Source organism: Coprococcus sp. AF16-5 (assembly GCF_003479365.1).
Lineage (GTDB): Bacteria > Bacillota > Clostridia > Lachnospirales > Lachnospiraceae > Coprococcus > Coprococcus aceti.
The window spans coordinates 103,791-126,270 of record NZ_QUGZ01000001.1; the positions used below are offsets into that span (position 1 = coordinate 103,791).

General features: G+C 39.8%; 32 protein-coding genes. 28 read left to right on the forward strand and 4 right to left on the reverse strand.

The window, feature by feature from the left end:
* Positions 1–275 precede the first annotated feature (275 nt).
* From DWW70_RS00400 to DWW70_RS00515, 23 genes are all read left to right on the forward strand, one after another.
* Positions 276–683 (forward strand): TnpV protein, encoded by a 408-nt coding sequence (locus DWW70_RS00400; protein ID WP_015534773.1) that lies wholly within the window; start codon positions 276–278, stop codon positions 681–683.
* The gene (locus DWW70_RS00405; RefSeq protein ID WP_118649079.1) at positions 655–1,683 is read left to right on the forward strand and encodes a ParM/StbA family protein; all 1,029 of its coding nucleotides are present in this window, start codon (positions 655–657) and stop codon (positions 1,681–1,683) included. Before DWW70_RS00400 ends, DWW70_RS00405 begins: the two co-directional genes overlap by 29 nt.
* A 9-nt stretch (positions 1,684–1,692) precedes the next feature.
* On the forward strand, positions 1,693–2,211 hold the full coding sequence (locus DWW70_RS00410; protein ID WP_015534771.1) for a hypothetical protein: 519 nt from the start codon (positions 1,693–1,695) through the stop codon (positions 2,209–2,211).
* A gap of 686 nt (positions 2,212–2,897) precedes the next feature.
* On the forward strand, positions 2,898–3,290 hold the full coding sequence (locus DWW70_RS00415) for a plasmid mobilization protein (protein WP_015534770.1): 393 nt from the start codon (positions 2,898–2,900) through the stop codon (positions 3,288–3,290).
* Positions 3,290–5,137 carry a relaxase/mobilization nuclease domain-containing protein gene (locus tag DWW70_RS00420; protein WP_015534769.1) on the forward strand — a complete coding sequence of 616 codons (1,848 nt, stop codon included), beginning with the start codon at positions 3,290–3,292 and terminating at the stop codon, positions 5,135–5,137. The genes DWW70_RS00415 and DWW70_RS00420 overlap by 1 nt, the downstream gene beginning before the upstream one ends.
* Positions 5,138–5,323: 186 nt before the next feature.
* Positions 5,324–5,995: a hypothetical protein gene (locus DWW70_RS00425; protein WP_055144775.1), complete on the forward strand. Its 672-nt coding sequence runs from the start codon at positions 5,324–5,326 to the stop codon at positions 5,993–5,995.
* 8 nt (positions 5,996–6,003) lie between these two features.
* Positions 6,004–6,357, forward strand: a complete 354-nt coding sequence (locus tag DWW70_RS00430) for a DUF6572 domain-containing protein (RefSeq protein WP_117874275.1) — start codon at positions 6,004–6,006, stop codon at positions 6,355–6,357.
* 10 nt (positions 6,358–6,367) lie between these two features.
* Positions 6,368–6,646 carry a hypothetical protein gene (locus tag DWW70_RS00435; RefSeq protein WP_055144769.1) on the forward strand — a complete coding sequence of 93 codons (279 nt, stop codon included), beginning with the start codon at positions 6,368–6,370 and terminating at the stop codon, positions 6,644–6,646.
* A 20-nt stretch (positions 6,647–6,666) separates the two neighbouring features.
* On the forward strand, positions 6,667–7,194 hold the full coding sequence (locus DWW70_RS00440) for a DUF3916 domain-containing protein (protein ID WP_055144767.1): 528 nt from the start codon (positions 6,667–6,669) through the stop codon (positions 7,192–7,194).
* 36 nt (positions 7,195–7,230) lie between these two features.
* A complete protein-coding gene (locus tag DWW70_RS00445) occupies positions 7,231–7,575 on the forward strand; it encodes a hypothetical protein (protein ID WP_118017456.1) in 345 nt (114 codons plus the stop codon).
* Entirely contained in the window at positions 7,572–8,018 is a 447-nt protein-coding gene (locus DWW70_RS00450) for a hypothetical protein (RefSeq protein WP_158564587.1), read from the forward strand. The genes DWW70_RS00445 and DWW70_RS00450 overlap by 4 nt, the downstream gene beginning before the upstream one ends.
* Complete coding sequence (locus DWW70_RS00455; RefSeq protein ID WP_243003549.1) at positions 7,999–8,328, forward strand: hypothetical protein; 330 nt, start codon at positions 7,999–8,001, stop codon at positions 8,326–8,328. Before DWW70_RS00450 ends, DWW70_RS00455 begins: the two co-directional genes overlap by 20 nt.
* A 51-nt stretch (positions 8,329–8,379) precedes the next feature.
* Complete coding sequence (locus DWW70_RS00460) at positions 8,380–8,658, forward strand: hypothetical protein (RefSeq protein ID WP_117549086.1); 279 nt, start codon at positions 8,380–8,382, stop codon at positions 8,656–8,658.
* A gap of 8 nt (positions 8,659–8,666) precedes the next feature.
* Positions 8,667–8,915, forward strand: a complete 249-nt coding sequence (locus tag DWW70_RS00465; protein WP_133300871.1) for a hypothetical protein — start codon at positions 8,667–8,669, stop codon at positions 8,913–8,915.
* 43 nt (positions 8,916–8,958) lie between these two features.
* Positions 8,959–9,369, forward strand: a complete 411-nt coding sequence (locus DWW70_RS00470; RefSeq protein WP_055144752.1) for a hypothetical protein — start codon at positions 8,959–8,961, stop codon at positions 9,367–9,369.
* 20 nt (positions 9,370–9,389) lie between these two features.
* Positions 9,390–9,605: a hypothetical protein gene (locus DWW70_RS00475; protein ID WP_118649080.1), complete on the forward strand. Its 216-nt coding sequence runs from the start codon at positions 9,390–9,392 to the stop codon at positions 9,603–9,605.
* Between the two features lie 150 nt (positions 9,606–9,755).
* Positions 9,756–10,193, forward strand: coding sequence for a hypothetical protein (locus DWW70_RS00480; RefSeq protein ID WP_055144743.1), 438 nt, complete (start codon positions 9,756–9,758; stop codon positions 10,191–10,193).
* Positions 10,194–10,218: 25 nt separating this feature from the next.
* Positions 10,219–10,575: a hypothetical protein gene (locus DWW70_RS00485; RefSeq protein WP_118649081.1), complete on the forward strand. Its 357-nt coding sequence runs from the start codon at positions 10,219–10,221 to the stop codon at positions 10,573–10,575.
* 6 nt (positions 10,576–10,581) lie between these two features.
* A complete protein-coding gene (locus DWW70_RS00490) occupies positions 10,582–11,007 on the forward strand; it encodes a hypothetical protein (protein ID WP_118649082.1) in 426 nt (141 codons plus the stop codon).
* Between the two features lie 214 nt (positions 11,008–11,221).
* Positions 11,222–11,455 carry a hypothetical protein gene (locus tag DWW70_RS00500; RefSeq protein ID WP_055144735.1) on the forward strand — a complete coding sequence of 78 codons (234 nt, stop codon included), beginning with the start codon at positions 11,222–11,224 and terminating at the stop codon, positions 11,453–11,455.
* A 35-nt stretch (positions 11,456–11,490) separates the two neighbouring features.
* On the forward strand, positions 11,491–12,210 hold the full coding sequence (locus DWW70_RS00505) for a PoNe immunity protein domain-containing protein (protein WP_055144732.1): 720 nt from the start codon (positions 11,491–11,493) through the stop codon (positions 12,208–12,210).
* Positions 12,211–12,265: 55 nt separating this feature from the next.
* A complete protein-coding gene (locus DWW70_RS00510; protein ID WP_055144730.1) occupies positions 12,266–12,634 on the forward strand; it encodes a hypothetical protein in 369 nt (122 codons plus the stop codon).
* A gap of 29 nt (positions 12,635–12,663) precedes the next feature.
* Positions 12,664–13,518, forward strand: a complete 855-nt coding sequence (locus tag DWW70_RS00515; RefSeq protein ID WP_015534800.1) for a DUF2262 domain-containing protein — start codon at positions 12,664–12,666, stop codon at positions 13,516–13,518.
* Between the two features lie 265 nt (positions 13,519–13,783).
* Here the strand turns inward: DWW70_RS00515 and DWW70_RS00520 are convergent, their stop codons facing one another.
* The 4 genes from DWW70_RS00520 to DWW70_RS00535 are packed head-to-tail and all read right to left on the reverse strand — an operon-like array spanning position 13,784 to position 16,710.
* Positions 13,784–14,782: a virulence RhuM family protein gene (locus DWW70_RS00520; protein WP_055144727.1), complete on the reverse strand. Its 999-nt coding sequence runs from the start codon at positions 14,780–14,782 to the stop codon at positions 13,784–13,786.
* A gap of 13 nt (positions 14,783–14,795) precedes the next feature.
* Positions 14,796–15,701 carry a hypothetical protein gene (locus DWW70_RS00525; protein WP_055144724.1) on the reverse strand — a complete coding sequence of 302 codons (906 nt, stop codon included), beginning with the start codon at positions 15,699–15,701 and terminating at the stop codon, positions 14,796–14,798.
* Positions 15,702–15,756: 55 nt separating this feature from the next.
* On the reverse strand, positions 15,757–16,407 hold the full coding sequence (locus DWW70_RS00530) for a hypothetical protein (RefSeq protein WP_118649083.1): 651 nt from the start codon (positions 16,405–16,407) through the stop codon (positions 15,757–15,759).
* 33 nt (positions 16,408–16,440) lie between these two features.
* The gene (locus tag DWW70_RS00535) at positions 16,441–16,710 is read right to left on the reverse strand and encodes a hypothetical protein (protein ID WP_118649084.1); all 270 of its coding nucleotides are present in this window, start codon (positions 16,708–16,710) and stop codon (positions 16,441–16,443) included.
* Between the two features lie 258 nt (positions 16,711–16,968).
* Here DWW70_RS00535 and DWW70_RS00540 point away from each other — a divergent pair, with 258 nt between their 5' ends.
* The 5 genes from DWW70_RS00540 to DWW70_RS00560 all read left to right on the forward strand — a co-directional run bounded on the left by DWW70_RS00540 (position 16,969) and on the right by DWW70_RS00560 (position 22,394).
* Complete coding sequence (locus tag DWW70_RS00540) at positions 16,969–17,148, forward strand: helix-turn-helix domain-containing protein (RefSeq protein WP_015534801.1); 180 nt, start codon at positions 16,969–16,971, stop codon at positions 17,146–17,148.
* Between the two features lie 134 nt (positions 17,149–17,282).
* The gene (locus tag DWW70_RS00545) at positions 17,283–18,425 is read left to right on the forward strand and encodes a tyrosine-type recombinase/integrase (RefSeq protein ID WP_117549079.1); all 1,143 of its coding nucleotides are present in this window, start codon (positions 17,283–17,285) and stop codon (positions 18,423–18,425) included.
* A gap of 90 nt (positions 18,426–18,515) precedes the next feature.
* Positions 18,516–19,190: an orotate phosphoribosyltransferase gene (gene pyrE / locus DWW70_RS00550; protein WP_055144715.1), complete on the forward strand. Its 675-nt coding sequence runs from the start codon at positions 18,516–18,518 to the stop codon at positions 19,188–19,190.
* Between the two features lie 112 nt (positions 19,191–19,302).
* Entirely contained in the window at positions 19,303–21,408 is a 2,106-nt protein-coding gene (locus tag DWW70_RS00555) for an LTA synthase family protein (RefSeq protein ID WP_118649085.1), read from the forward strand.
* Between the two features lie 113 nt (positions 21,409–21,521).
* Entirely contained in the window at positions 21,522–22,394 is an 873-nt protein-coding gene (locus tag DWW70_RS00560; protein ID WP_015534804.1) for a methionyl aminopeptidase, read from the forward strand.
* The last annotated feature ends 86 nt before the right edge of the window (positions 22,395–22,480 follow it).

Genomic DNA, 22,480 nt, shown 5'->3' on the forward strand with positions numbered 1-22,480 from the left:
TGGCTGTCCTGTTTTGAAGACTCTCCCAAACCTCGAAAAACGCCGTATTTACAAGGCTTACAGCACTTTTACAGAAATCGCAAAAGTATCGTAACTTATCGTAAAAGTGTGTAGTTTATCATAAAAAGTGTGTAGTAAAGTGTGTAGTACAAACGAATAGGAATCATCAGATGAGGATGATAAAAGTATAAGTCCATGTACTTGTAGAAATGCAGGTATGTGGGCTTTTTTTATTATCAAAAATTCAAATGGATTATGGAAGGAGAGTTAAGATTATGAGTAATGAAATTTCATTGTTTGAGAAGCTGGGAGGTACTTATACAGAGGTGGATGGTATTTTGTATCCGAATATCGGTATGGATGATACTGATACGAAATCCGATACGGCTTCGGTTGTAGCAGCCGCCGATATCGGAAAATACGGTCATCTGTGGATTTGTTATATGAAGGAAAACCACCCTGACAGGTATCGTCATCATATTAGGCTGGGTCAGCTTCTGATTAGGGCAAAGGAAGTAAATGAGGAGGCTTATGAGATGTTAGATAGGATTGTAGAGAAGTATCTGGTGAAGCATAAGCCAAAGGATGCACATTCCACTATGGAAATGTGGAAAATAAGAGAGCAGGCAAAACAGCTTGCGGAGGAGGTTATTTATGGAGAGATTGTTTACAAGTATCACTAATGCAGGAGCGACTGCAACACAAAACAAAAATATTATGCAGACCGGTTATTATGCCGGAGAAAGAGAGGATTTTATGAGAGAAAATTTATTTATGACTGAAACAACTATGGCACCTGTTAAAATTACACTGGATCATGGCTGGAGTTCCATTAAGGGCGAGCATACTTTTATGGAGACTTCTATAGTTCCGGTGGATTATGAGCCTCTTACCAAGAACGGACTTTTGGAGTATAAAGGGAAAAAGTATATCGTAGGACAGGGCAGACTTGGAAAGCAGGCAACCAAGACAGAGAATGAGAACTATTTTCTGCTGACCCTTGCAGGGATTGCCAAGGAATTGCAGTATCAGGGTAAGACAGCGGCTTCTCATGTGGAATTATATGCAGGTGTGCCTCTGACCTTGTTTGGTGCGGAGCGTAAGGAGTTTCGTGATTATCTGTGGCATAAGGAGCGTATTTCTTTTACCTTTGAGGGAGTGCATTATTCTTTCTTCATGGATAAGGTAAAGATTTATGCCCAGTGTTATGCAGCTATTGCGAACCGTATGGGAGATATGGACAGACTCAGATGTGTGGACTTGGGCTCCTGGACCTTGGATATATTAAGCGTCCGTGACAGAATCCCTATGGATAAGGATGCCTGTACTTATGAGCTTGGACTGATTACCACCATTGAGCGTATCAAAAAGGAAGCCCTTCCCAAGTTAAAGTGTGAAATGCCGGAGGATGACATTGTTGATGTTATCCGTGGAAAGCAGTCCAATGTAAATGCTGACTTTATCCCTTTTATTGAGAAGGGCTTACAGCAGTATGCAGACGAGGTGGAAGCGAAGCTTCGGGAGATTAAGGTGGATTTAATGCATGAGAATATTGTGTATGTGGGCGGTGGCACCTGTGTGATGAAGCGTTTTGGCAGAGCGCAGGGCAGAAACATCCAGTATGTAACGGATGTGAAAGCCAATGCCATCGGCTACCGTTATCTTGCAGAAAATCTGGGATAGGAGGCTTTTATGGGAAATGCAATATCTTTTCGGTTGAATCCGAAATGTGAAAGTGACAGAAAAATCCTTGCGTGGCTGGAGGCAAAATCCAGCCAGCCGGGATATCTGAATCAGACAGAGCTTATCAAGCAGGCATTGTTTTCTGCTATGGAAAGTGAGCAAAGGGGCATTCGGGAAAAGGAAACCACAGAATGGATGGAGCAGGCAATCAAAAGCATGGCAGAGGAATTTACCAAGGTGGTGCAGGAGTCCTCACAGAATATGGCTAACAATATGTTTGCCGGAGTTCTGGGAGCAATGGCTCAGCAGATGAATATGGGAGTTGTTCCTATGGCTACGTTGCCGATGTCTGGTGCAGTTCCTAATGGTATGACAGTTGCTGTACCGAATGTAATGCCTTCTGCTGTAGCAGCTAATGTGCCGGAGCCAACGGTTCCCGATAATGAACTTGCCGCAGATACTTCCAATGCTATGGATAGTGCCACAAAAGATATGCTTGGAAGTCTGTTTGATATGGATGATGAGTAAGAAAATGAAAAATCACAGTATGACGGACTGTCTTACAAAAAGGTGCCTTGTATGAGGAAATGACCTTATCTGTAAGACAGTTCTTTTTCTATGGGAAAAGCTGTGATACGAAATTCTTACGAAGCCAGCCAAGCCTTTGGCAAAAAATAAAGTCTGCTTGCAGGCTTTATTTTTATGTCCATAAGGCGAAAAAGCTAGGGCTTGGGGATGTCAAATCCCCAACAAGTTCCTGCCCGTGTATATACAGGGCGGAACTTGCTCTACCTTATGCGACGTATCCGGAGCCCATGCCGACTTAGGTCGGCACGCATCAGCGAAAGAAGGATTTCTTAAGGAAAATGATGCGGAGGCTATAGCAGGATTTCTTATGAGAAATGTGATTAGCAGATTTCTGTAAGACAGGTGTATGACACATTTCCATATATTCGGCGAGCGAATTATAACGAGCCGCAACAGACTGCTAAAGGAAATATCCGTGAGTGCAACGAGCGCATTGGTGAGCGACCTTAGGGGAGCGAGGCTATGCACGGGAGGGGAGATGCAGAATCTGCATCGGGGAAAATCTTCTGACGTATCCGGCAGTTTAATTATTCTATTGGAGTAGCAATTAAAAATTTATATTTTGTAGGTACGAGGGAGCAGGTATTTATTTACCTGCTTTTTTGTGTATCGGAATGGAGGAATTTATGAGAAATACAGATAAAAAGAAAGAGAATATGGTTCTGATGTCCATGCGTATTTCGGCAGAGGATAAGGAAGAGATTGAAGCGAAGGCAAGAAAGACCGGGCTTAGCACCTCGGAATATATCAGACGGTGTGCATTAGGAAGAAAGCTTCCTTGTTATGGTGATACCAGTCTGCTGAAGGAGTATTCCATGCAGCTGGGCAAGATTGGTTCCAACCTGAACCAGATAGCAAAGCACTTAAATGGTGGCGGAGATTTTTACAGCATTTATTATGAACTGAAGGAAGCCATAAGGGAGCTGTTGGATTTGAAATTTAAAATACTTCCTGCATTGGAGGATGTTGCCTGTGGAAAGAAGCGTAGGCGCAAAAGTGGAGAGGATGGTGAAGGTTAATGGCGATTTTGAAGCATATCTCAGTAAAGAACCGATTTTATTCTTCGGCGGTGGAGTATCTTACCTGCCAGTTTGATGAATATACCAACAAGCCTGTGTTGGATGAAAAAGGCAGAATACAAGAGCGTGAGAATTATCTGATTGTAGGTGTGAACTGTGATGTGGACAGCTTTGGTGCAGAATGTATCGAGGTCAATCGTCTGTATGGCAAGAATAATTCCGTAAAGGATGTAAAGGCGCATCACTATATCATCAGCTTTGAGCCAAATGATCCCATTACCATAGAGCAGGCGTTGGAATTTGGCAAGCAATGGCTTTCGGTATTCGCACCGGGGCATCAGGCAGTGGTGGCAGTTCATCCGGATGGTCACAATGGCAGTCAGAATATGCACGTTCACATGGTTATCAATTCTGTCAGAAAGTATGCCGGAAAGCAGAGCAGGTGGCATGAGAAACCCTGTGAATGGAAGCTGGGCTGTAAGCACAAAAGCACCGGGAAGATGATGTTCCATGCAAAAAAGTGGGTAATGGAGAAGTGTATCCGACTGGGTTTAGGACAGGTAGATTTGCTTGCTAAGAAGCACACGGACAACTACTGGGTGGAAAAGAATCTGATGAATCAGAATGCCAAGGACGGTGTTGGTGTCACTTCTAACAGAGAATTGATTCGGGATACCATAGACAAGCTGTTGCCTTTCGTGGATTCCTTTGAGCAAATGGTTGAATGTCTGCAATTTATGTATAACTGGAAGATTCGTGTTACGAATAAAACAGTGACATTTTCCACGTCGGGTATGAAGCAGGGTATTCGAGGAAATAAGCTGGGAGAAGGTTATGGCAAAGCTGACCTTGTAGAAAGAATTGCAAAGGTTGTGGCAGAGCGTAATGCGGAAAAAGAAGCCCGTCGCATTGCTGAGGAAGTAGCAAGGGTAAAAGCAGAGGCACTTGCCAGAGAAGAGGCTGCAAGGAAGGAGAAACAGCTACAGGAGGAGCAGAAGCAGAGAGAGCTTCTTGCGCGGAAAAGAAAACTGGCATTTGACAGAAATCGTATTTGTCAGGATTATTGTAGTGAAGAGCTTGCAAGAGAGGACTGGAATAAAGACTATGTGGATTATCTGCAATCACAGTTTATAAATGTAAATGATGCAGCCGGATTCATGGAAGGGGAGCTTACAGCACCGGTTATGACCAAAGATGAGTTTGAGCGACAGCAGGCAGTAGAACTGTATCATGAAAAAGCTGCCAGAGCAGTAGAACTTTGGGATATGGTGTTAAGCCAGCTTTCCAGTTCTACCCATAAGTGGAAGTGGGAGTATATGGATTATTTGGAAGATATCAAATACCAAGATACAGCAGATGTGACTTTGGAGATGGCAAAGGAAGATATTATGTCTTATGAGGAATTTGCGGAAGTGAAGGACGCAGAGAAAGCAATACAAGAGCAGATTTCTGAGACTGTAGAGGATTCTAAGATCGCAGCTATTCAGACTGCTTCAATAGACGAGCTACTGGCTATTGTAGTATCAGAGGAAGCAGATGTTGAAATTCCTGAGACAGAAGAAAAAGTATCAGAAGATACAGAGGTTTTTCCGGAAACGATTGATTATACTAAGCTGTCTATGGAAGAACGTGCTTCGCTTCTACCTGTGCCTACAGATGATTATACAGCAGAATATAATGCTTACTGTCAGCGTATGGGATATACGAGAGAGAAGATGAATAGTATCCGTTATAAGATGACTGTGTATGATGAATTTATGGCTGAATATCAGTATCGTAAGAAATACTATGGTGTAAGAGATGATTCGAGAAGTATCAGCGTACAGAAGAGTAGAGAAACAAGGTAGTAATTATTAAAACGTAATATTTGCTATATTGTTATGTTGTGGGCGAATTGTTGTAATTTACAGTTCGCCCTTTAATAAAAAATATAGAAAATATAAATGGAATGAACCTCCTGAACATGGTAAAATGTAGGTTGTACAAGTAGCGTAGTTGTATGTGTTATAAAGCTATTGATTGGTAGGTAAGATATGTTTGATAATTATGAAAGAAAATTGCATAAGTGTATTGCCAAATTTATAAAAAGAGCGAATAAAGACTATCCGGATTGGAGCGAAAGTCGCGACAATGGGGAATGGGAGATTGACTTAAATGAATTTGACGATATGTGTGATGTTATATTTGATATAATTAAGACCACGTCCTGTGATGAAGCTTCGAAGCAGATGCTTGATGATATTTTATTTGGGATTGCAAGGGATAACGAATGTAGCCGTATTGTAGCAATGTTATTAGATTATCCTGAGTGGTACGAATTATTATGCAAGAAAGTGTTGTCTACTGATTACATAAATGCAAAGTGGCAATTCGCAGAGAGTCTGAAGGATTGTAATGGTAAGGATGAAATAAGGGAGCTGATATTCGATTTTTTGCAGGTTGATAATGAGTATACACAGCGTCTTGCTTTGCAATCCTTAGCTTATATTTACCCGGACAAAGCCGAGGAGTATGCAATAGATTTTTGGTGGAGAGATAAATATAAGGATGATGCTTATGCATCAGAGTACCAAAAGATTGTGGTACTTCATGTGTTGCATATTATTCATTCGGCTGAACTTGAAAAATATTTGGATTTGGCGGATAAAAGTGAATATCGCTATTTGAAAGAAAATGCAGAGGAAATACGGAAAATAATGGAATAGGTGATGATATGGAGTTAGAGAATAACAATAATAAGCTGAACGTTGAAAATACAGATACCATAGATGGCTTGGCGTATGAACAGGAAACTTCAAGTTTGATACTTCTTCTTGCAGATGGAATGGACTGGTCAGATATGAATCGACATTTATTGTTGTTGCAGGAGAAACTCAATAATTATATTTGGTACATAGATTCCAAACAATATGAAGAAAAATATCCTGATGTAAAAAGAATAGAGTTGCGTGTAAGCTTTTTGTTTCAGGAACCGGAGGTATGTCATAAGCTTTTGGAAAGAGCAAAGCAGGTGTTTGTGGATGTGTTTGAAAATGTAGAGATGATTGTGGAGCAGGGACGGCCTTAGGGGGATTGATATGGGAAATTATATTAAGTTACAGCTGGAAAATATACTTACAGAAGGTCAAACCATTGCACCGGAGTATTGCGATAAGAAATATGTCATCTATTATAATCCCAAGGAAACCAGGCAGAAAGTACGCATAAATACAGATTATTATCAAAATGATAATGTAATGATGCTGTGTAAATCTTACGACAGGGGATTGTGTGATGCCATAGAGGAATATGAAAAGCTGAATTTAAAATACATTGAAAGTCAGGCATATGGTTCGTGGATGGATGGCGCCAGATAAGATACAGAAGGGAAAGCAAAATGTCAATATATATGATTCGAAGCAAATCCAGAGGACATCAGAGAAAATTTAAAAGACTGTTAAGATGGATGGATAAAATAGATCCATTTAAAAATGCAAATGATTTGCCCTTCAAAGATACAGAGGATTCATACGAGCATTTTCACGTACCATGCGGACCATGGCTTTCGAAACCTAAAACCTCTGGTAAGATTAAGACTGCATTTTGTAAGAAATGGCTTGAAAAGACCGAGGAAATTATCGGTAACAAGCCGAAGGATTTACCATTTTGTAAGGTAGTAGCAGCTATAACCTATCCGGATGTACGGGAATCCCAGATTATTATTTTCTATGATGAGGAGTATTATAATTCCTTTTGGGACAGGAAAGGACCTTATCAGATATGGACGAGAGTGGATGATAAGCGTTCCTTTGCGAAAGAAAGAGGAATCATGACAAAGTTGCCTGAGATTGGATATATAGAAGAACTCAATGATGAAGACTATTATACGAAATCGAATATATGGTTTTATGGAGAGTGGATATAATATGCAGATTTCAAAAACTGTTGTGAGGTGTGACAGATGAAGGACAATGAATGTAGAATCATTAAAATTGAAAAGGATGCATTATTTGAATTCATATATGAGAATTTTATAGCAAATCATGAGGAACTAATGGATTTAGATGCGGTTGGATGTATGAATACATTTGCTATCGACTGGGAAGCGGGAGAATTTATCTTCTGTGCACATAAGGACGAAAACGAACACGGGGATATTGTTTCGTTTCCGAAAGACATTGATGTGAATGAATTGCTAAAGGTGATTCCGGCAACGACAAATTCTATTCTGGAGCCGGGTGAAAATTATAGGGATTATACCTTTGATGAGTTAAAGAAATTGCAGAAAAAGCAGGTGATTATTTGAGTATTGAAGATTTCAAATATTATTGGAGATTTAGCGATGAAAAATATGCAGTACTATCTGAACAGGAACTATCTACAATAAGTGTTATATCCAAGGATGAAGTAGAGAAGGAATGGATTCGGATTTGTGAAAAGGAAATATTTCAAGAGAGTGCATACATAAACGATATCGTTCATCATAGTGCTCCAGTATTAATTAAAGATTGCCAGTGGGGAAAGAATGAAGATAAAACCAGAGAAGCTTTTGAAACATTTTTTAGTGAATTAAATGTGGACAAGATATTGGTATATTATGACTGTGAAAATGGCTTGCAATTGCCAATTAATCTTTTTTGTACAAAGTGGTCGGATTTTTGTTATCCATCTGATTTGGTTTTGATTTTGTTGCCGTCGGTGATGGTTGTTTATTATGAGGATATAGTATATGGACCATACAGAATATAATTTGAATGCAGTAGATTTTAACTATTTCTTGGCAGAATTGAGAAAAGGCGAAATTATGAATGAAACATCCTTCTATTTTGTTGGTGAAATAAGTGAACCAGAACACTATATAGGTTGCCTTCCACAGTACGATAAACCCTACTGGGCTGGATTGTGTGATATTCCTAATGGAACGGAATTTTTAACAGCAGATGAATTAGTGAATGCAACAATTTATAGAGGAAAATCATTAAAAGAAAGATGGGATGATGTACGAATTATCTGCATGGGTGGAATTCCGGTAGATGATTACATGAAGTTGAGTGATTAATGATAGAAGCTTTAAAAGTGCTATAAATAGCCTAAAACGGAGGTAAATACAATGAAGGATACAGCGCCTACAATAGAGGAAATGAGAGAGGTTATACATACATTTGAAATGTTATCATTTAAAGAATTACAGGCACAGGGTATATTTGATGACAAAAGAAAAATGATAATTACAAAGCCTATGACCTATATCCTTATGTCTCATACAGACGACACCAATAAGGAAAAGATCTGGAAGTATTGTAAGAAGATAGCTTCTTTTAGTCATGCGCTAATCAAATTAAAGGACTACCAGAGAATGTTACCTTTTTCAGAGGATGTGGAATCGTAGATGTGATTATGAAAGCATTGGAAGAAAATAGGTATCCGTTCTCTGATGGGAAGAATAAAGTGGAGCCGGTGGAAGGATATTATTACGCCATAGCGACTATATCACAATCCACATACCGAAGAGAGGAAATTCTTTCACTACTTCAAGTTATTACGGATTATTTTAAGAGTAATCAGCCGGATAAACTATCGCTGCTAAAAAGGAATATGGATGTGCTTAAGAAGGGCTATCCGGACCTTGGAGAGATTGTGTTTTAAAATTTGAACTGGAGAAAATACGTGGATAAAGGAGAAAATTGTGATGAAAGGTTTTGAAGACGCGTTTACTGATTTACAGGCGGAGTTCGTATCTCTATGTATGGAGTATACAAACGGAAATGTTGATAAAATATATATCTACATTTACCAAGATACATCACAGAAAATGTTTAATGCCATTTTCGTGAAAGGAAACGATGTTATACCCGCGGGGAATTTTGCTGATGATGAAGCTTCTGACGAGTTTTTATCAATTGGAACAAAAGATATTAATAAGCTGGTTGAATTGTGTGATAGTTATCAACAAAAATGTCCCAATGAATATAAGCTGGAATTTGATGTTGCTACGCATAAATTCGATGCATCCTATCGTTATGACAACTATACCAAGAGTGGAATATCACCTGTGTCAGAGCTGATGAGCTGGTATGGAGAAATTAAAAAAATGGTTTAATAGGATTGGTGGTTTTGAGTATGGTTGCAAAGAAAGGGAAAAGAAAAATAGAATATGAAGGAAATATATTCTATTGGTTTGTGCGTGCTGATGATAATGGAAGATTAAGAATTCACATTTTGTCAGAAGATAAGAAGATAAATCTGGAATATCCACCGTTTGATTCGGAAGTACCTGTGACACCATCCTATATTAGAAGGCTATTGGATAATTATTTCATGAATCATACAAGGTAAAACTTATATACGAAGGGAAAATTCGAATATGTACAAAGAGAATTTACATACAGCCAGTGGCATGTGGGGACTATGGAACTATAATGAATATAAATACATTGACGATTATGATAAATGTTTATAACATAGATGATAGTGGGTGGACTTAACATGGCGATATGGCAGTTTCAATGCAATATTATACCGGCAAGATTAAATTTTGATAGATTAAGTCATGATGAAATGATTTCGTGGAAAGGGATACCTCAACCACCGCATAATCTTAAGTTTCTTGAACAGGAGGATAGTTGGTCAAAAGACATTATCCAGTATGGAAAATCGGATGAAACGTGTATAGAGTTCATATACATTGATAACATATTAGATGAAATAAGCTGTCGATTGGATTTGCGAAGTCTTACGAAAACCAACTTAATTTCAGTGATTGAATATGTACAAGAAATCGGTGCAATGTTTCTTGTGGGAGATAAGATTTACTCACCACGAATGGAAGAGATAATTGGGGTTATGAAAAAATCAAGAGCAAATCGGTTTTGCAAAAATCCAGTGGAGTACATTTTATCTCAAAATGAAAAATTAGAAATTTAGCAACACAATGCCGGGAGGGATCGATATGTATTTGAAACTGAATAATTATGAATATAAAATCACTGCTGCTAATGTAGGTTTTGAGATGTCAGAAGATAACAAATCATTAATCATGTTTCTGGATATAGACGGAAGCTATGAGGGTGAAGATTTGGATTATGAGCTTAGAACCATTAGATTGTATCATAATAATGGTTTTCATATCGGAGTAAAAGAACCAAATAAATTAATAGGAAAAAGCTTTGAATGGAATGAGGCTTATAATAACAAGGGCGAAGAGGCAGGAACTTTGTATGTGCTAGAGCACGAGGATGTCACATCAGGAAAAATTGATATTTTAGATGTTACGCAGGATTTGATTAAGGTAAAATGGTCCGGTTAGGCGAATGTGTTTTGGAATGAGGAATGTGGAGAAAACGTTTCTTTTGAAGCAGAAGTAGAAGCAAAAGTGCCATCTGTTCCAAAGGTAAAGGTGATAAATGGCTTTAAGAAGACAAAATTAAAAATAGATAAAAATACAGAAATCGAGCTGTTGAATTTTTCGGATATGGTAATGGAAGCAGAAAGGTGCAAGGAGTCATATCTGAAAAATGATTCGAATGCATGGTCTACTTTTGATAAAGCATTAAAGCTGAAGCTTACATATATGAAAAAGGAATATTACGGAGAGGCTGTATATCAGGGCTCGGGAACGAAATGTTATACGGTATTTGATGACCAGTGCCCTTTAAATGTGCAAATTACAAAGACTTCCATGTGGATTGAGAACGAGGAATATAAGTTTTATATTTTGGTAGAGGCTAAAATTGAGTAATATGGTTGAACAAAAAATAGTAAGGATGTAAAAAAATGATTGTAGAATTTCATGGCATGAAGTGTCGCTGCAGCACATACCGAACAAATGGAGAAGATAAGAATATTTTAACGCTTTTGAATGCAAAGGATTGGGAGAAATCATTGCAATATGATTTTACGGAGCCGCAATACGGTTTGTGGTGTCATTTCTTGACGGAAGAGGAAATGATGCTGTGAAAAACAGTTCTGTCAGACCGACTTTTGAGTATAATGGACAGTATTATAGAGTGGATGAAGTTTGTTTTTCGGATAAACCATTTATTGTGATAGAGTATGGAACATATGATGAACTTATGAATAATGCTATGGAGGATGCAGAGCCTTTTCCGTATAACTTAACTGAGGAAGAGCTATTGAATGAGGTAAAATATTCGTTGGGAATAGAAGTATGTCCGGGAGAGTATTAAGAAAAATTTATTAGTCGGAATGAAGGGATAAAATTATGAATAGAATAAAAGATGATTTTAAGTCAAAGGAATACTATCAGAAAGAATTAGAAAATCTTGAAAAAAGAATTAATCGATATAAAGATAATCTTAACCAAGAGAATGCCTCAAGACTTCATATTGCAATAGGCTTAAAGCTATTATCTGTTATTTTGATTAAATATCAATTGGGGTATGAAATTGATGAGATAAAGCATGATGTTTTGGAATATATAGAAAATGATAAACAGAAGGTTCTGTACTGTGAAGGGAACCTAACATATGACGATGTGGCTAATTTACTCTCATTAGCATATTTGTTTGATGTTGATTCTGAGCAAGTGGATTTTATTAAAACAAAAATGGTTGAAGAAAAATACATAGATATTCGTCTGGATATTATCCGTAATTTATATTTTGAAGGAAAGTGTTATTCTTCCAAAGGTTTTTATTATAGGGATAAGGGGTATTTCGGAGATTTTAGTAAAGAAAATGGAGGGATTGTAGATGTTTACAATGCTCCTGATGCAGAAAGAACTGACTTGTTTTTAAGGCATTTGAACACTGTAAAGGACAAGCATCACAGAAAGCTTGTAAAGTATTATGAGTCATTAGCGGAAGACAGATATACATATACCGGTGCTACTGATATTGTGCTGACAGCAGTTGCAAAAGCGCTAGCGCTTGATATGTCTGCACTATGCGATTCGAAATATATCGCCTCCGATTTATTGTAAGGAACTACAGGTTGGGTATGTTGCAGTGTTGTGATTTATGGATTGGAGTGATTAAATGTTCGGAATAGAATTTGGTAATCTTGCCTTTAATTGCGAGGTTTCAGAACAGACTTTATGTATAGTAGTTGCAGGAAAAAATGAAACATCAAGCATTGATGAATTTATTCAAAAAGCTTTGGACTATCAGATAAAGAATGATTTTTCTTGTGATGCTGAAGAATATAAAAACTGTGTTTTTGTAGATGCTACAGACGATGTTGTAAAATGGCTACATGAAATTATTGAGGGAATGAATCGAAAAGTATCCTTTGAAATAGGAGAACCCATAAAAACCTTAACAGGTACTATAACAGATTTTGACAATGCTTGGGTTATAGAAACAAAGGAAATGTTTTATTATATATTTTGGTGTACAACGGCATAAATAGATTTGATTATTGTGGAGGAGCGACTATGGATATACATGAAATCTATCAGGAAGATAATAAATTTGAGGGTGAGGAGAGCATATATTACGTTCTTGTTGGAAAAGGTGACTCGTCCAGATGGGACAAGAGTCACAAGTATTATATTATTACACGTTCTGCTGTTGCAATCTATGATATAAACGCTGCCAGTATGGTGAAGAAGATAAAGGTTATGACATGGCCTATACCTAACGAGGAACATGATGCACAGGAGAAAAACAGCGGATATTTTAACAGATTTAAAGAGGGTGTCATTTATAAGGTGGCAGGAAGATTACAGTATAGTTACTTCGGAGAACTTGCATTTCTGTACATCAGAGAGGTTTTGGAAGAAAATGCATCCGGAACAAAGCTTGATAAAAATCAGGAAAAGTATCTGGCACCAATTGTCTTAGAGGATGAGGTGCTGGGGAAATTAGTGTTAGAAAAATCGGAAGGTCTGTTTGAAGGTAAGTATGATTTTGCAGGTAATGACATCACAATTTATATTGAGGTAGAGTGGGACAGTAAGGCAACTTGGAAAAAGCCTTTGACTGTTGCCAGAGATTTTGCAGAGCATATTGCTTCAAAGGATGAGGTGTTTAGATCGTATATTGCATCTGATGAGGATCTGTATGATGCTGCATTGGAGTGCGTGGAAGAATATGAAGATGAATGCGAAATTCATTTTTCTACACCGGAAGAATTTGCAGACGCATTAAAGGGTCGAATGAAATATATATTTGTGAATCAGAATGGCTCTTATACTGTAGGATACGATGATGGTTATGTATTTGGTGGACATGAGATAGATGTGGATGTAAATTCTAAGGGTGAAATGGTGTGTGCCGAGATGAGATAAAACATAGGAGCATGAGAAATAAGATGAGTGAAAAATCTGTTTTTATAAACCATTGGTTATATTCAAAGCCTAATCCGGAACCAAATAAAGCTGGAAATGTTGTTAGACGTGATTAATTCCGAGATTCAGAAATTTAATGAATGCGGATTGGCTGAATGGAGCGGAATCTTGGATGAAGCGATTGCTAAATTTGATTTAGGAAATCCAAGAAGTTGATTTTGTTGCAAGCGGGCTGTTTAGGCCCGCCTGAAGTATTTTTGGGTATTTATTTCTTGTCGGAATCTGCAATCTCTTCCAATGTACCAATGCTTTTGATAAAGTCCTGTTCAACTGGGGAAATGGTGTTTTCCAAGCGGTTCTTGTACTTGGTGTATTCGGCATGAGCCTTATCAAGTGCCTGCTTGTGGCTGATGTGACCGCTACTGGTAAGAATATCACGGCGGGTCATTTTCAGGTAATCGTCAATGGTTTCCAGCCAGTCCTTCATATACATTGGTTCCTGATTGAGAGCGTGTACCTCGGCGATATCGAGATAGGCTGTAACTATCTTGTTTAAAGCATCCAATTCCTGCTGGGTAAGATAGTTTTTTGCAATTTCTACATCGGGGCGACGGATGGTGTCACTAGCCCATGAGGTAAGTCCCATATTATCTTTTTCAGCATCGGCACGCTGGTAAATAACTTCTGCAGCTGTGTGCTTGTGTGCTGCCCAGTGCATCTTATTCTGCACCTGCTTAAAGAATAGGATGGAGCTTTCTGCACTAGGATCGTAATCGATGCTGGTAGCATAGATTTCCAGAACTTTTCTCCAAAATACCTTTTCAGAGGAGCGGATGTCTCTGATACGGGCAAGCAATTCGTCAAAGTAATTGCCGCCGCCAAGTCTTTTTAAGCGGTCATCATCTAATGCAAATCCTTTTTTCATGTATTCTTTTAATATTCTCATAGCCCAGATACGGAACTGTGTACCACGGTGGGATTTTACACGATAGCCTACGGAGATGATTACATCGAGATTGTAGTAATCGACATTGTAGGTTTTTCCGTCGGCGGCAGTTGTTGCAAAATTTGCAACAACTGAAATGCGCTGTAATTCTCCCTCTTCAAAAATATTTTTGATGTGACGTGATATCGTTGATTTGTCACGCTGAAACAGCTCTGCCATTTGGTCAATGGAAAGCCACACAGTATCATCCTCAAAGGTAGTTTCTATTTTCGTCAAACCGTCTTCGGTTGTGTACATAATAATATTGGAATGATTCATATACGCAGTCCTCCTATGTTGGTGTATCGTTCTTTTTGGCTCTGCTTTTATACACATTGTATTGGTTTTTACACTGTGGTGAGCAGAATTCCATATTCGGTCTGGTGGCAACAAATGCTTTGCCGCAGTGCTTACATACCTTCATGGTGGAGTTTTCATCCGTCAGCATAAAGGAAAACATCATCTGTACACATAACAATAAGGAATTGAAGTCCCAGACAATGGTAGGGCGTTCCCGCAATTCTATGCGGTAGGTAGGTGCCACACCGCCGAAAGCAGCCATTCCCTGACGGTATAGGTTACGTTCATTCTTATCCAGTCTGTCGTAGTCCAGATAATAAAGAAAGCTGGAGAAGAAGGTAAATGCCCAGTCACGGAATACTTCCACAAGCCATTCATAGGGCTCGGCATATTCATTCTGAAAACTCATCATAACAGCCTGCGGCTTATTCTTCATGGTCATAATTAAAGCAATCATCTCTACGCAGTCAGTACTCCAACTTGATTCCACACTTTTCTTGCGAAAATCAATCTTGTCAAAAGGGAAAAAGTAGGACAGATACTTCTCTGTAGAGATGCTTCCTTCCTTGATAAAATGATTCTTTGGCAGATAGACTGCCTCATATGTAATAAAATCCGGTGTGGTAGGCAGGGCAGTCATTAGTCCCAGCATACCGTATTCGGATACAAAGCTCATAATGGCTTCTTTTAATTCAACTTCACTTGCCTTGTTCATGGCAGTAGTACCGATGTTAATTGCGGTCAGCACCAGCTTCTCATAATCCTTGATAGGATTGTAGATGGATGGCTTGGCATCCGCAGAAGGTGTAATATAACACTTTCCGTTTGCGGCTGTTCGCCATTCGTATTTATCATATTTCACCCAGTTGGAACTGGATTTCTGAAAGATATTCTTCATAGTAATTCCTTTCTGTGCAAAAACTATTACTATCATAGCACGTCTGTATGCATATTTAAACTTTTTTTTTACGATCCGATCGATTATTTTTCTTGCGTTTCTTGGTTTCTTCCTTTGCCTGGTTTTCCTGTTCTCTGGCAATTCTTCTTACCACTACACCGATTTCCTTTAGTAGAGCCAGCTTTTCTTTATCCAGTTTTTCCATAGTAGCCGGGATCTCTTCTTCATGTCTTAATAGGAAGTCCAGTTCTTCCATGGTAAGATTACCATTGGTAGAAGGAAAATCCTCTCCCTGCCTGTCCACCAGTATCATAAGAACCTTTTTCTCAATCTGACCAAGAATAGTAGAGCGGACACCACGGATATTTCTGTCGCTCTGATTACGTAAAGCAGCAAGCTGACTGGTAGTGAAATCTCTAAGATATAGGAAGTATATCAACTCCTTATGGTCGTCCTTTAAGTCATAAATAATCTTGGAATAGTCCTCATCGGAAAGGGAGTTGTGCATCTCAAAAGGACAGTTAGAGATAATGTCTATATAGTCCCCTTTCATAAGCTGTCGCCAGTAAGCATGATTGATGGGAGCCGGGATAACAATGGCAAGTGGTGCCACATCCTTCTTGCTGTCTAGGTTTTCTCTGCCGATTTCGTGATATCGCTCCTTGCGTTCTCTGTTGGAATCTAATAGGTCCCATTCCCTTATCACTTCCTCAAAATCCGAAACAGTGCGGGCACCGTCCTACAGTCGCTTTAAAGCAATGGCACGAAGCTCCTTTTTTAACATGGTCTTATTGGGGTGCTCATCCTTCGGCTGGAAATTATCATCTTTTATGGGATGTAATTCCTGTTCCAAATCCATTTCATTAAAATGCTCTAATTCAATTTGTAATTCCTGCTGGGATGCCTCAAAGGTAATATCCTCATCTATGGAAAAGGCTCCGTCTTCGCTGTCGAAGTTATGAGAATATTCCCAGAAGTCCATCAATTCCTGATGTTTTCTAATGTTCATTTATCCGTAAAACCTGCCTTGTATATACATATTTAAAATTTTTTGCAACTTTTTTTAAAAACACTTCCGCAAAACCCCTTCTAAATCTCCTATAAGTGAGAGAGTAATAGTTTTTGATAAGAAACGATTACTTTTGAAAAGAAATGGTATGCGCATAACCATTATAACATGACACAAACAAATGTTCTATATTTTTGGAGAAAAAACAGAAATTTATTTGTGTTTGGCTTAGAAATAGGATTTTGAGGAGGTAGAAGAATGAAGGATAAGGCTTTATTGACTGTAAAAGAGTTTTGCTCTTATTTGGGGATTGGTCAGACAAAGGCACGTGAGTTGTTGGCTGAAAATGCTGATGTATTCGCGGTTCGCATCGGAAACAGACTGTATGCTCACAAGGGCAAGCTGGATGAATGGCTTTTGAATCAGATTGGATGCTAGGAAATTTGATTCATAAAAAGACAATGAATTTATTAAATAACCATGAAACTAATTGAAAATTAAGTGTGTATATGCTACAATTGGGTGGACTGATGGTTCCTTTCAACGTATATACACGCTGGAAGGAGGCAGATATGGGTAAATCCATAAAAGGTAAAGAACTTGGTAAAGGCATTACACAGAGAAAGAGTGATGGACTTTATCAGGGACGATTTGTGAATCGTTTCGGCAAGACGCAGACCATATACGCAAGCAATCTGAATGAACTTCGTAAAAGGATGCGTGAGGAACAGTATGAGGATGAGAAGGCACTGAATGTTGTCACCAAGGATGTAACCCTTGATGAGTGGTATGAGATTTGGATGAATACCTGTAAGAAGAATTGCAGGAATTCCACTAGGGAATCCTATGCCACACATTATAAGCGGATACAGAAGGAGCTTGGGTGGCGTAAGCTGACATCATTGAACCTGATTATCATGCAGAATGCACTCAATGAGCTTGTTTCTGATAATGCCAGAAAGAACACGAAAAAGATTCTGGTGGATATGCTGGAAAAAGCAATCGACTCTGATTTACTTACAAAAAATGTTGCAAAGCAATTAAACACGGTGATTTCCAAGGAAGATAAGAAGGAAAGACGTGTACTGACAGTAAGTGAAGCAGAGTTGTTTTTAGGTGAGGCACAGAGTAGTTTCTACTATAATCTGTTTGTGCTTGCCATAGAAACCGGAATGCGTATTGGAGAGCTTTGTGGTGTTCAGTGGAAGGACATTGATTTTGACAAGAAGGTACTGTATGTGCGTCACACATTGTGCTATTTTCAAAAAGATGGTAAGTACATTTTTGAGATGCATGATGCAAAGACCAAGAATGGAAGACGAACGATTCCATTAACCACGAGGGCGTTGGAGGCATTGAAACGACAGCGCATTCAAAAACAGAAGATTCTCTTTAAGGGAATCGAAACAGAGGAACAGTACAGGGACTTGGTGTTTGTTACGAAAAACAACAGACCTACACAACAGTTCATAGTGCAGGAGGCAATCGGTGCCATTGTAAACCGGATTCGAAAAGAGCATCCTGACTATGAGATGTTTTCACCACATTGCTTAAGACATACTTTTGCAACCAGAGCAATTGAGAACGGAATGCAGCCAAAGACATTACAGAAGATTCTCGGACATGGCTCCTTGCAGATGACAATGGATTTGTATTGTCATGTGACAGAGGATACACTGTTTACAGAGATGATGAAGATGGAAAAGGCTGTGTAAGCTCAAAAGTGTGTAGTAAGTGTGTAGTAAGGCTATTTTGAGAATAAGGGGTTCCCCGGAACCCCTGTAAATACAGGAGGTTTTATTAAAATGGAAGCATATAAGCAGGAATTTATCGAATTTATGATTGACTGTAACGTACTCAAGTTTGGAGATTTCGTTACAAAGAGTGGAAGAAAGACACCATTTTTTGTCAATACAGGCTTTTACAGAACAGGTGCCCAGCTCAAGAGACTTGGCGAGTATTATGCTGAGGCTATAAATGCAGAGTTTGGTCTGGATTTTGATGTGTTATTTGGTCCTGCATACAAGGGAATACCTCTCACAGTTGCGACAACTATGTCCATAGCAGAGATGTACGATGAGGACATCAAGTATTGCTCAAACAGAAAAGAGGTAAAGGATCACGGCGACAAGGGAATACTCCTTGGAAGTCCTATAGAGGATGGCGATAAGGTTGTCATCATCGAGGATGTCACAACAGCCGGAACATCTATTCAGGAGACACTTCCTATCATCAAGGCACAGGGCGACGTGGATGTCATGGGTCTTGTGGTTTCAGTAGACAGAATGGAGAGAGGCCAGGGCGAGAAGAGTGCGCTGACAGAGATCGAGGAGAACTACGGAATCAAGACAACAGCTATCGTAACAATGGCAGAGGTAGTGGAGCATCTTTACAACAGAGAGTATAAGGGAAGAGTTATCATAGATGACACCCTTAAGGCCGCTATCGACGCTTACTATGATCAGTACGGTGTAAAGTAGATATAATATATCTTAAAATATTGTAAAAAGTCTTAAAATATTATATAAAATAAAGATATGGAGTTAAGGGCCATATCTTTATTTTTTTTGTTTATATGGGAGATTCCAACGTATGATAAAGTTTTTTAAGGCGATGTTTGGGGATGTAAGAGAATATTTCAGAAAATGGTCGGGGTGGATACTGTTCACTGTGTTGATCTTGTATTATGAATTGCTGTTTCACGGCATGAATTTCAGCCTGGATGATGGGAACATAGCCGCTATAATAGCATTTGCGGTGGTGGTTGGAGGCGTGTTCAGCGTGCTGACAGGATTTTTTCCGCCGGTCATCAATAAGATACTTGCAACGCTGTTCACGTTGTTTACGGGTGTGATCTTCATCGCCCAGTACGTATATCATTCGGTCTTCAACAACTATCTGTCTGTTATTGGAACCATAAAATTCGGAAATCAGGCTGTGGACAATGCGGACACGGTCATATCCAATATAAAGGCACAGATAGTGGACGTTATTCTTCTGGCTGTCCCGGTGCTCATAATGATCGTGTGCATATGGACATTTATGGCATTTGACAGGAGAAGGTGGTGGGTGAACCTCATAGGTGCCGCCGGAACAGCTCTGGTGTATGCCACAACACTGTTTGTGATGTGGGCTGTGGCCTCGGATGTGTACAGTCCGTACAATTTATACAAGGAATATACATCGGTTGATCTCTCTGTTGAAAAGCTCGGCGTCATGGAGAGTTTTGTGGTGGATGTCAGAGAGGGTATCGCAGGCAAGAGCTCAGCACAGAGCAGGATAAACTTTGCCTCGGGTGGTGAGGTCGATATCGACTCACTTGCCTCCACAGAGAGCACAACGATGCAGGAGATTACCACCGAGACGGTGGATGTCGCGGAAGCGACCACAGAGGAGGTTGTGATCGACACATCCCCGAATGTCCTGGATCTGGATTTTGATGCCATAAATGACCTTGCGGGAAATGATGCGGTTTCATCGCTCAGCGAATATTTTGCAAATATACCCCCGACAAATAAGAATGAATATACAGGTATGTTCGAGGGCTATAATGTCATATGGATAACTGCGGAGGGGTTCTCAGGCTATGCGCTTGATTCCGGTCTGTTCCCTACACTGTCAAAACTTGCGGACGAGGGCTTTGTCTTTGAAAATTACTATCAGCCGCTATGGTATGGTTCAACATTAGGCGGAGAGTATGCAAACCTGATGGGAAGCCCGACTAAGAACGGTTCATACCTCAGTATGTGCAGGGCTGCCGACAATGAGAATGGCATGCTGTTTTCCATGGCGAATACGCTCAAGAGACTCGGCTATAGCTGTTACGGATTCCATGACAACGACTATACATATTATGACAGGAATATCACCCATACGGCGCTGGGATACGAGTGGATAGCCAGCGGTAATGGGCTTGAGTACCAGACTGACGAGAACGGGCAGGACATGTGGCCTCAGTCGGATCTTGTCATGATGGAGGAGACATTTGACAAGTATACAGAGACGCAGCCGTTCCACCTGTACTACCTGACGGTCAGCGGTCATGTGCCATATGGATACGGTGCGGCAAATGCCATGGCGGAGAAGAACAAGGCTGTGGTCAGTAACCTTAACTATGTCCTGGATACGACAAAGGCATATCTGGCATCCCAGTACGAAATGGAAAAGATGCTTGAATATATGATGAAGAGACTTGAGAAGAAGGGGCTGCTGGACAATACTGTTATCGTCCTGGCGGGGGATCATGTACCGTATGACAATATGGACGTTGTGGACGAACTGGCAGGGGAGAACTTTGGAAACAGTCTTGATGCGTACAGGAGCAGACTTGTCATATGGTCGGCGTCGATGGAGAAGCCGGTGAGAGTTGACAAGGTGTGCAGCAGTATAGATATCCTGCCGACCATGCTCAATCTCATGGAAGCGGATTATGATTCGAGGCTCATCATAGGAAGGGATATCCTGTCAGACAGTACAGGCCTGGTGCTGTTCCCGGACAGAAGCTTTATAACGGATGCATTTGAATATAACGCAGTCACGGACACGCTGACATCCCACACGGGTGCGGAGATATCGGATGACAGTTTCAGTGCGATGCAGCTATATGTCGCGGATAAATTTACAGCAGCTGACAACATAACGGAGTCGGGGTATTATACATATGTTGCCAGGTATCTGGGGATAGACGAGGATAATTGACAATATTTATCATATTAAAATGTGGAATTATTCTCAAAAACGTATTATAGTATTTGTGGCTAATACCATAGGTATGTAATGAAAATATTATGCAATAAAGAAAGAGGTTAATTATGAAACTTGGTAGAAATGATATGTGCTGGTGCGGAAGTGGTAAGAAATACAAGACCTGTCACCTGGCTCTTGACGATAAGCTTGAGGATATGAAGAACAGAGGATTCAAGATCCCTACACATGCGATGATCAAGAACGCAGAGCAGATCGAGGGAATCAGGGAGGCTTCAAAGGTCAACACATCTGTGCTCGACTACATAACTCCATTTGTCAAGATAGGAGTGTCTACCAGAGAGCTGGATGACCTTATCTATAACTATACAAAGTCCATAGACGCTATTCCTGCATGTCTTGGATATGAGGGATATCCTAAGAGTGTGTGTATATCGGTAAATGATGTGGTATGCCACGGCATTCCAAGTGATGACATTATTCTCCAGGATGGAGATATAGTTAATATCGACTGTACAACAGAGTACAAGGGATATTTCGGAGACTCATCAAGAATGTTCATGCTGGGAAATGTTGATCCTGCATGGAAGAAGCTTGTAGAGGATACAAAGAAGGCTCTTGATATAGGTGTTGAGGTGTGCAGCAAGCCATATGTGACCATAGGAGATATAGGATATGCCATCAACAAATTTGCACAGGAGCAGGGCTATTCGGTTGTCCGTGAGATAGGCGGCCATGGAGTAGGTCTTGCAATTCATGAGGAGCCTTATGTAAGTCATATAGGACAGCCTGGCAAGGATTATGTGCTTGCTCCGGGAATGGTGTTCACCATTGAGCCTATGATCAACATGGGCGGCCCTGATGTATATCAGGATGCAGATGACGGCTGGACTATCTACACGGAGGATGGCTCACCATCGGCACAGTGGGAGTACACACTGGTTATGACAGAACATGGAGTGGAGATACTTGCCCACTAGGGAGTGGAATAGAATAAAAGAGCAGCAGCCTGATATGCTATCAAAGACATATCGGGCTGCTGCTTTTTGTTGTGTTAGTTATCCAT